The organism is Roseateles sp. 22389 (assembly GCF_052044995.1).
Taxonomy (GTDB): domain Bacteria; phylum Pseudomonadota; class Gammaproteobacteria; order Burkholderiales; family Burkholderiaceae_C; genus Roseateles.
This window is the reverse complement of sequence record NZ_JBQEOF010000026.1, coordinates 70,020-79,979: the sequence shown is the minus strand read 5'-3', so window position 1 is coordinate 79,979 and position 9,960 is coordinate 70,020. Positions and strand designations below refer to the sequence as shown.

Sequence of the window (9,960 nt, the reverse complement as noted above, 5' to 3'; positions counted from 1 at the left end):
CCAGGTCGCCGCGCTGAGCAGCAAGCAGGTCGCGGGCCTGACCACCGACCAGATGGCCGCCCTGGAAACGGGTGACCTGAAGGCGCTGTCCACGACCGCCGTGCGGGCGCTGGGCACCGACCAGATCGATGCGCTGAACTCCGACCAGGTCGCCGCGCTGACGACCCAGCAAGTCGCCGCGCTGACGACCGGCCAGGTCAGCAACCTGTCCTCGGACGACCTCAACGCGCTGACCAGCGCGCAGGTGAAGGCGCTGTCGACCCAGCAGGTCGCCGCGCTGACCACCGGCCAGGTCAACACCATGGAGTCCGCCGACGTGGCGGCGCTGACGACCCAGCAGGTCGCCGCGCTGAGCTCGTCGCAGGTCGGCGCGCTGAGCACCGACTCGATCATCGCCCTGAGCTCCGGCCAGGTCGCCGCGCTGAGCAGCAAGCAGGTCGCGGGCCTGACCACCGACCAGATGGCCGCGCTGGAATCGGCCGACCTGCGGGCGCTGTCCACGGTCGCCCTGCGCGCCCTGACCAGCGACCAGCTCGAGGCGCTGAGCTCCGACCAGGTCCAGGCGCTGACGACCCAGCAGGTCGCCGCGCTGACGACCGCGCAGGTCAGCCAGCTCGCCACCGATGACGTGGGCGCCCTGACCTCCGGCCAGCTGCGCGCCCTGGGCACCGCCCAGGTCGCCGCGCTCGGCACCGCCCAGCTCGACGCGCTGAACAGCGACCAGGTCGCCGCGCTGACGACCCAGCAGGTCGCCGCGCTGACCACGACCCAGGTCAGCAACCTGTCCAGCGATGACCTGAACGCATTGACCAGCGCCCAGATCAAGGCGCTGACCACGCAGCAGGTCGCCGCGCTGACGACCGGCCAGATCAACACGATGGAAACGGCCGACGTGGCCGCGCTGGCCACCAACCAGATCGCCGCGCTGAGCTCGTCGCAAGTCGGCGCGCTGAGCACCGAGGCCATCGTCGCGCTGACCTCCTCGCAGGTCGCCGCGCTGACCACGAAGCAGATCGGTGGCCTGACGACCGACCAGATGGCCGCGATCGAGACGGGCGATCTCAAGTCGCTGTCCAGCGTCGCGCTGCGTGCCCTGGGCACCGACCAGCTGGATGCGCTGGGCTCCGACCAGATCGCCGCGCTGACGACCCAGCAGGTCGCCGCCCTGACCACCGGCCAGGTCAGCAACCTGTCCAGCGATGACCTGAACGCGTTGACCAGCGGCCAGATCAAGGCGCTGACGACCCAGCAGGTCGCCGCGCTGACGACCACGCAGGTCTCGACCATGACCAGCGACGACGTCGCCGCGCTGACCACCGCGCAGGTGCAGGCCCTGGGCTCGGCCCAGGTCGGCGCCCTGAGCACCGACGCGATCGTCGCGCTGGGCTCGGCGCAGGTCGCCGCGCTGACCACGAAGCAGGTCGCCGGCCTGACGACCGACCAGATGGCCGCGATCGAGACGGGCGACCTCAAGTCGCTGTCGACCGCCGCGCTGCGTTCGCTGGGCACCGACCAGCTCGACGCGCTGGGCTCGGACCAGATCGCCGCGCTGTCGACCCAGCAGGTCGCCGCGCTGTCGACCGCCCAGGTCAGCAACCTGAGCAGCGATGACCTGAACGCGTTGACCAGCGCGCAGATCAAGGCGCTGTCGACCGCGCAGGTCGCCTCGCTGACGACCACCCAGGTCTCGACCATGACCAGCGACGACGTCGCCGCGCTGAACTCGGCGCAGGTCGCCGCGCTGAGCTCGGCCCAGGTCGGCGCGCTGAGCACCGACGCCGTGGTGGCCCTGAGCTCCGCCCAGGTCGCCGCGCTGAACAGCAAGCAGGTCGCCGGCCTGACCACCGACCAGATGGCCGCCCTGGAAACGGGCGACCTGAAGGCCCTGTCCACCAACGCCCTGCAGGCGCTGACCTCGGCCCAGCTGGAAGCGCTGGGCTCCGACCAGATCGCCGCGCTGTCGACCCAGCAGGTCGCCGCGCTGACGACCGGCCAGATCGCCAACCTGACCAGCGATGACCTGAACGCGCTGACCAGCGGCCAGATCAAGGCGCTGTCCACGCAGCAGATCGCCGCGCTGACGACCACCCAGGTCGCCGCGATGGAGTCCGCCGACGTGCAGGCGCTCGCCACCAACCAGGTCGCCGCGCTGAGCTCGGCCCAGGTCGCCGCGCTGAGCACCGACGCCGTGGTCGCCCTGAACTCGGCCCAGGTCGCCGCGCTGAGCAGCAAGCAGGTCGCCGGCCTGACCACCGACCAGATGGCCGCGATCGAAAGCGGTGACCTGAAGTCGCTGTCGACGCTCGCCCTGCGCGCGCTCAGCAGCGACCAGCTGGAAGCGCTGAGCTCCGACCAGGTCCAGGCGCTGACCACCGCGCAGGTGGCCTCGCTGACGACCACGCAGGTCAGCCAGCTGGCGACGGACGACTTCGCCGCGCTGACGACCGGCCAGCTGCGCGCCCTGACCACCGGCCAGATCGCCGCGCTGGGCTCGGCCGAGCTGGAAGCGCTGGGCTCCGACCAGGTCGCCGCGCTGACGACCCAGCAGGTCGCCGCGCTGACGACCAGCCAGGTCGCCAACCTGACCAGCGACGACCTCAACGCGCTGACCAGCGCGCAGGTCAAGGCGCTGAGCACCGCCCAGGTGGCCGCGCTGACCACCGCGCAGGTCAACACCATGGAGACCGCTGACGTGGCCGCGCTGGCCACCAACCAGGTCGCCGCGCTGAGCTCCGACCAGGTCGGCGCGCTGACGACCGAAGCGGTCGTGGCGCTGAGCTCGACGCAGGTCGCCGCGCTGACCAGCAAGCAGGTCGCCGGCCTGACCACGGACCAGATGGCCGCCCTGGAATCGGGTGACCTGAAGGCCCTGTCGACGGTGGCGCTGCGTGCGCTGACCAGCGACCAGCTGGGCGCCCTGGGCTCCGACCAGGTCGCCTCGCTGACGACGACGCAGGTCGCCGCGCTGACCACCGGCCAGGTGAGCACGCTCGCCAGCGACGACCTGAACGCGCTCACCAGCGCTCAGGTCCGCGCGCTGACGACGCAGCAGGTCGCCGCGCTGACGACCACGCAGGTTTCCACGATGGAGAGCGCCGACGTCGCGGCCCTGAGCTCGCAGCAGGTCCAGGCGCTGAGCTCGGCCCAGATCGGCGCGCTGAGCACCGAGGCGGTGATCGCGCTGAGCTCGGTCCAGGTGGCCGCGCTGAGCTCGGCCCAGGTCAAGGGCCTGACGACGGACCAGATGGCCGCGCTGGAGACCGGTGACCTGCGCTCGCTGTCCACGGTCGCCCTGCGCGCCCTGGGCACCGACCAGATCGAGGCGCTGGGCTCCGACCAGATCGCCGCGCTGACGACCGTCCAGGTCGCCGCACTGACGACCGCGCAGATCGCCAACCTGAGCAGCGACGACCTGAACGCGCTGACCAGCGGCCAGATCCGCGCGCTGGGCAACAGCCAGCTGCAGGCCCTGACGACCACGCAGATCTCGACGATGACGACGGACGACGTCGCCGCGCTGAGCTCGGCGCAGCTGCAGGCCCTGGGCTCGGCCCAGATCGGCGCCCTGAGCACCGACGCGATCCAGGCGCTGAGCTCGTCGCAGGCGGCGGCCCTGAGCTCGGCCCAGGTCGACGGCCTGACCACCGACCAGATGGCGGCCTTCGAGTCGGCCGACCTGCGCAGCCTGAGCACGCTGGCGATCCGCTCGCTGGACAGCGCTCAACTGGAAGCGCTGGGCTCCGACCAGATCGCGGCGCTGACCACGCAGCAGGTCGCCGCGCTGAGCACGCTGCAGGTGAGCCAGCTGGCCACCGACGACGTGCAGGCGCTGACCTCGACGCAGGTCGTGGCGATGAGCTCGGCCCAGCTGAGCGCCTTCACCACCGACCAGGTGCAGGCGATCGACACCGGGGACCTGGCGGCGATCGCCAGTGGCAACCTGGTGGCCTTCGGCTCGGCGGACTTCGAGGCCTTCAGCTCGGACCAGATCCACGCGCTGACCTCGCAGCAGTGGAGCGCGGTGAGCGCGACGCAGGTGGCGGGCATCGAGACGGCCGACATCGCCTCGATCTCGACCGCCGGCATCCACGCGCTGAGCACCGCGGCGATCCACGCCTTCAGCACCGACCAGATCGCGGCGCTGACCAGCGACCAGGTCCATGAATTCAGCACCGCGCAACTGCGCGCGCTGGGCACGGACCAGATCGCGGCCATCACCACGGACGACATCGGCGCGCTGACCAGCACGCACTTCGGGACGATGACCTCGTCGCAGCTGCATGCGTTCACGACCGACCAGATCCTGGCGCTGGACTCGAGCGACATCCACGCGCTCACCTCGGTGCAGATCCAGGGCCTGTCGACCGACCAGATCGTGGCGATGACCTCCGACCAGTTCATCGGCTGGGACACGCAGGACCTGGCCAGCATGAGCATGGAGCAGGTGCTGGCGATGACCTCCGACCAGAAGGCCGGCTGGAGCGACGAGCAGATCAACGCCCACTTCATGGCCACGCCGATCATGCTGGACCTGGACGGCAACGGCATCCAGACGCTGGCGGCCAAGGACGGCGTGCACTTCGACCTCAACGCCACCGGTCACAACGACAAGTGGGGCTGGGTCGGCGGCAACGACGGCCTGCTGGTGATGGATCGCAACGGCAACGGCGCGATCGACAGCGGCGCCGAGCTCTTCGGCTCGGGCACCACGGTCAACGGCCGCAAGGGCCTGGACGGCTTCGCCGCCCTCGCCGCGCTGGACGCCAACCATGACGGCCACGTCAACGCCAAGGACGCGGACTTCAGCCACCTGCAGGTCTGGGTCGACGCCAACCACGACGGCAAGACCGACGCGGGTGAGCTCAAGTCGCTGACCGACCTGGGCATCGTCGACCTGAACCTGGGCGCGACCAAGGGCACGGACGTCGATCACGGCAACCTGATCGGCCTCGTGTCCAGCTACACCAAGGCGGACGGCACGACGAGCGAGATGTCCGACGTGTGGTTCACCAAGGACGGCGCGACGCAGCAGGTCCATGGCACGACGCGGGAAGCCGCGCCGCAGCTGGGCGACCTGCTCGCCCAGCCGGAAGCCAACCTGCTCGGCGGCGCGACGGCGCACACCGCGACGGCGGCCACGGCGGCCACCACCGCGGCGTCCACCGACGCGGTCAACCACGACGTGCTGAGCGCGGCCTACAAGAAGCTGCATGACGACGACCAGAACGGCGCTGTTCCGCTGATCTAAGCGGCAGTCCGGAACCGGGGGCCTCGCGCCCCCGGTTTGCCGTTTGCGGCCCTCGCCCGCGCGCCCCGCCGGCGTGGGCCGCAAACGACAGACCGCCAGGTTCCAGCAGTACCCTCCCACCCCCATGGCCACCTTCGACGTCGGATCGCTCACTCCCGAGGAGATCGCAGCCCTCACCACCGCGCAGCTCGCCACGCTGACCGGGCCGGAGTGGGCCATGCTGAGCGCCGCCCAGGTGGTGGGCCTGACCACGCTGCAGGTGCATGCGCTGACCGCGCGGCAGCTCAACTATCTGGCCTCGGGCCAGCTCGCGGCGCTGGAGCTGCAGGACGTGCAGGCGCTCAACACCGGCGCGCTGCGGACGCTGACCACCGCCTCGCTGGCCGCGCTGACCACCGACCAGATCCATGCGCTGACCACCGCGCAGATCCCGGCGCTGACCGTGGACCGGCTGCGCCGCATGGACAGCGACCAGTTCAGCGCGTTAGACAGCGCGCAGATCGCGGCGCTGTCCTCGGTGCAGGTGCGCGGCCTGGGCAGCGCGCAGATCGGCCTGCTGAGCACCGAGGAGGTGGCCGTGTTCAGCACCGCCTCGATGCAGGTGCTCAACACGGTGCAGATCGGCGCGCTCAGCGTCGACCAGCTCAATGCCTTCAGCACCGCCCAGATCGGCGCGCTGCGCGGCAACCAGACCCGCGGCCTGAGCGGCGACCAGCTCAGCGCGCTCGGCACCGACGCGCTGCAGGCGCTGAGCACCGGCGCGATCCGCGGGCTGACCACGGCCGCGGTGTCGCAGCTGTCCTCGGACGCGGTGCAGTCGCTGGACAGCCGCCAGATCGCCGCGATGACCAGCCAGCAGTTCCGCACGCTGGGCACCGACGCGCTGGTGGCGCTGACCACCGAGCAGGCCGGCGCGCTCAACACGCTGCAGATCAAGTCGCTGAGCACGGCCCAGGTGGCCGCGCTCGAGGGCGAGGACCTGGCGGCCATCGGCACCAAGGGCCTGCGCGCGCTGAACTCGGCGCAGCTCGGCGCGCTGTCGTCCGACCAGTTCGACGCGCTCAGCTCGCGCCAGGTGCAGAGCCTGACCTCGACCCAACTGATCGGCGTGGGCAGCGAGCAGCTGCCCGCCTTCAGCACCGACGAGCTGCGCCTGCTCAGCAGCAGCGCGTTGATCGGCCTGAAGCCGGAGGTGCTGGGCGCGATGAGCGCCGAGCAGCTCGGCGCGCTCAAGACGCTGCAGATCGCGATGCTGACCACGCGCCAGCTGGCCGCGCTGGACACCGACGACCTGGCCGCGCTGTCGACCGCGCAGTTGGCCGCGCTGAGCTCCAAGCAGCTGCAGTCGCTGACGACCGAGCAGTTCCACTCGCTGGGCACCGAGGACCTGGCCGCGCTGAGCAGCGCGACGCTGCGCGGGCTCACACCGGCGCAGATGGCCTCGCTGAGCTCCGAGCAGTTGGCCGTGCTGAGCGGCGCGCAGACCGGCGCGCTGACGACGGCGCAGCTGCGTGACCTGAGCGACGAACAGCTCGCCGCGCTGGGCACCGGCGCGATCCAGGCGCTGTCCACCCGCGTGATCGCGACGCTGACCGACCACCAGCTCGGCGTGCTGAGCTCGGACCAGCTGCAGGCGCTGACCAGCAGCCAGATCCGCGCGCTGGGCACGGCGCAGCTCGCGGCGATGAGCCCGGAGGACCTGAACGCGCTGAGCACCGCGCAGTTCGCGACGCTCACTTCGGCGCAGTTCCGCGGCCTGACGACCGACCAGGTGGCGCAGCTGGAGCCCGAGGATTTCGGCGCGCTGAACGCGACGGTGATCCGCTCGCTCAGCAGCGCGCAGGTGCAGGCGCTGGACGTCACCCTGGTGGCCGCCTTCAGCACCGGGCAGACCGGCGCGATGACCGCGGCGCAGGTGGCGGCGCTGACGCCGGCCCAGCTGCAGGTGCTGGCCCCGGCCTCGCTGCAGGCCATCAGCACGCTGGCGATCCGTGGCCTGAGCGCCGACCAGCTCGACGCGCTCGGCCCGACCGGCCTGGCCTCGCTGCGCGACGGCCAGCTCGCCGCGCTCAGCACGGCGCAGGTGCGCACCCTGGACCATGACAGCCTCAACGCGCTGGGCACCCATTTCGCCGCGCTGACCTCCTTCCAGTTGGCGGCGATCTCGACCGACGAGATCGGCGCGCTCGATCCGGCGCTGCTGGCCGCCGTCAAGCCGGTCTACCTGAGCGCGCTGAGCACCGAGCAGATCCACCTGCTGAGCCGCGAGCAGGTCGGCGCCTTCGGCAGCACGCAGACCGCGCTGCTGGGCACCGGCCAGGTCGCGGCGCTGACGCCGGCCCAGATCGACGCGCTGTCCACCGACGGCGTGCGCGGCCTGAGCGTCCAGGCCCTGCAGGGGTTCACGACCGAGCAGCTGAACGCCCTGGTGCCCGAACAGTTCGCGGCGATGCGCACCAACCAGGTCGCCGCGCTCACGACGACCCAGATGGCCGCGCTGGAACAGGCCGACCTGAACGCGCTGGATTCGGCGCAGTTCTCGGTCTTCTCGTCCCGGCAGCTGGCGGCGCTGTCCACCGACCAGATCACCAACCTGGAGTTCCAGGACGTGGTGGGCCTGACCACCCGCGCCCTCGCCGGATTCAGCTCGACCCAGATCGCCGCGATGAACGGCGACAGCATCGCCTCGCTGAGCAACGCGCAGCTCGCAGCGCTGAGCTCCAGGCAGCTGATGGGGCTGACGGCCGACCAGATCGACCGGCTGGGCACGGCGCAGCTGGCCAGCCTGGGCTCGCAGGCGCTGCTGGGGATGAGCAGCGACCAGTTCGGCTCGCTCGACCTGGACCAGATCGGCGCGTTGTCGGTCAAGCAGATCGCGGCGCTGAACTCGCTGCAGATCGCCGCCATGGATCCGACCGCGCTGGCGGCGCTGACGACGCTGCAGTTCGCGGCGCTGCGCTCGTCGCAGCTGGCGGCGCTCAGCGCCACGCAGCTCGCGGCGCTGGAGACCCAGGACCTGGCGGTGCTGCACACGACGGCGCTCAAGGCGATGGGCTCCGACCAGATCGCGCTGCTGAGCGTCGACCAGGTGGCGGCGCTGCGGCCCGACCAGGTCGGCGCGCTGAGCTACCAGCAGGCGGCGGCCATGACCACCGAGCAGATCCAGGCCCTGGGCACCGCCCAGATCCTGGGCCTGACCAACGTGCAGGTGCTGGCCTGGACCAGCGACCAGATCGCCGCGCTGGATGCGCAGGACGTGGCCCTGCTGCCCGGCCGCGCGATCCGGGTGATGGACGCCGGCGACTTCGCCGGCCTCACCACCGACCAGGTCCACGCCATGACCAGCCTGCAGCTGGCCGAGATGACGACCGCGCAGCTGGCCGGCTTCGGCACCGAGGACTACGCGGCGCTGAGCTCCTCGGCCTTCCGGGCGCTGGGGACGGCGACGCTGAACGCGCTGTCGACCGAGGTCTTCGCCTCGCTCGGTTCGGACCAGGTCCACGGGCTGTCGACGCAGACGCTGCGCGGGCTGCACACCGAGGCCCTCGCGGCGATGAACTCGGACGCGATCGCGGCGCTGGACAGCCACCAGGTCGCCGCGCTGAGCTCCCAGCAGGTGGCGGCGATCTCGTCCGAGGGCTTCGCGGCGATGTCCAGCGAGGATCTGGCCGCGCTGAGCCGCGACCAGGCCCGGGCGCTGACGCTGGACCAGATCCATGCGATCGGCACCGACGCGATCGTCGGCTTCGAGACCCGCGACCTGGCCGCGCTGAACATGGACCAGGTGCTGGCCTTCAGCACCGAGGCGCTGCAGGCGATGAGCGGCGCGCAGCTCGACGCGCTGTTCCTGGCCACGCCCATCCTGCTGAACCTGGACGGCCACGGGCTGGGCACGGTGTCCGCGGCGCAGGGCGTCAGCTTCGACATGAACAACACCGGCCATGCCCAGCAGTGGGGCTGGATGGCGCAGGGCAACGGGCTGCTGGCCCGCGACCTGAACGGCAACGGCCAGATCGACTCCGGCGGCGAGCTCTTCGGCAGCGGCACCCTGCTGGCGAACGGCCACCGCGCGGCCAACGGCTACGAGGCCATGCAGGCGCTCGACGCCAACGCGGATCACGTCCTCAATGCGCAGGACGCCGCCTTCTCGCAGCTGCGGATCTGGGCCGACGCCAACGGCAACGGCAAGACCGACGCGGGCGAGCTGAAGTCGCTGTCGGAGCTGGGCATCGTCGAGCTGGACCTGGCCGCCCGCTCGAGCACGACCGTCGATCACGGCAACCTGGTGGGCCTGATCTCGGGCTACAAGACCGCGGACGGCGTGACCCACCAGATGGGCGACGTCTGGTTCGCCAAGGCCAGCGACGGCACGGCGGACGCCGCGACCGACGCCACGGGCTCGGCCGCCCGGGCCCATCTGGCCGCGGAGGACCTGCTGGCGGCGCCTTCGGCGTCCACCACCGCCCTGCTGTCCGACGCCGCGCACACGGCCGCTGCGGCAAGCTCGACGACGGTCGCCCCTGGCGCCGCGGCCGGGGCGGCGCCGGACGAGACCGCCGCCACGGTCCACCACGCCGCGATGGCGGCCCTGCAGGCCACCGCCCGGCGGCTGGAAGAGGACGGCGCGGTCCCGCTGCTCTGACCCCTGAGCGCGGGACTGGGCCGGAGCCATCCCCCTTATCGGCGCATGCCCTCCCGGGACGAGGGGACAC

At 71.5% G+C, this 9,960-nt stretch carries 2 protein-coding genes; both read left to right on the top strand.

What is annotated here, in order from left to right:
* Nucleotides 1–5,248 (top strand): beta strand repeat-containing protein (locus tag ACTJKJ_RS25085; protein WP_440822845.1); only part of this gene is annotated, 5,248 nt, incomplete at its 5' end.
* Between the two features lie 124 nt (nt 5,249–5,372).
* A complete protein-coding gene (locus ACTJKJ_RS25080) occupies nt 5,373–9,890 on the top strand; it encodes a hypothetical protein (RefSeq protein WP_440822843.1) in 4,518 nt (1,505 codons plus the stop codon).
* Nucleotides 9,891–9,960: the final 70 nt, after the last annotated feature.

Excerpts from the sequence above, each read along its gene's own strand:
- ACTJKJ_RS25080 (WP_440822843.1), top strand. The coding sequence starts at position 5,373 with ATGGCCACCTTCGACGTCGGATCGCTCACTCCCGAGGAGATCGCAGCC.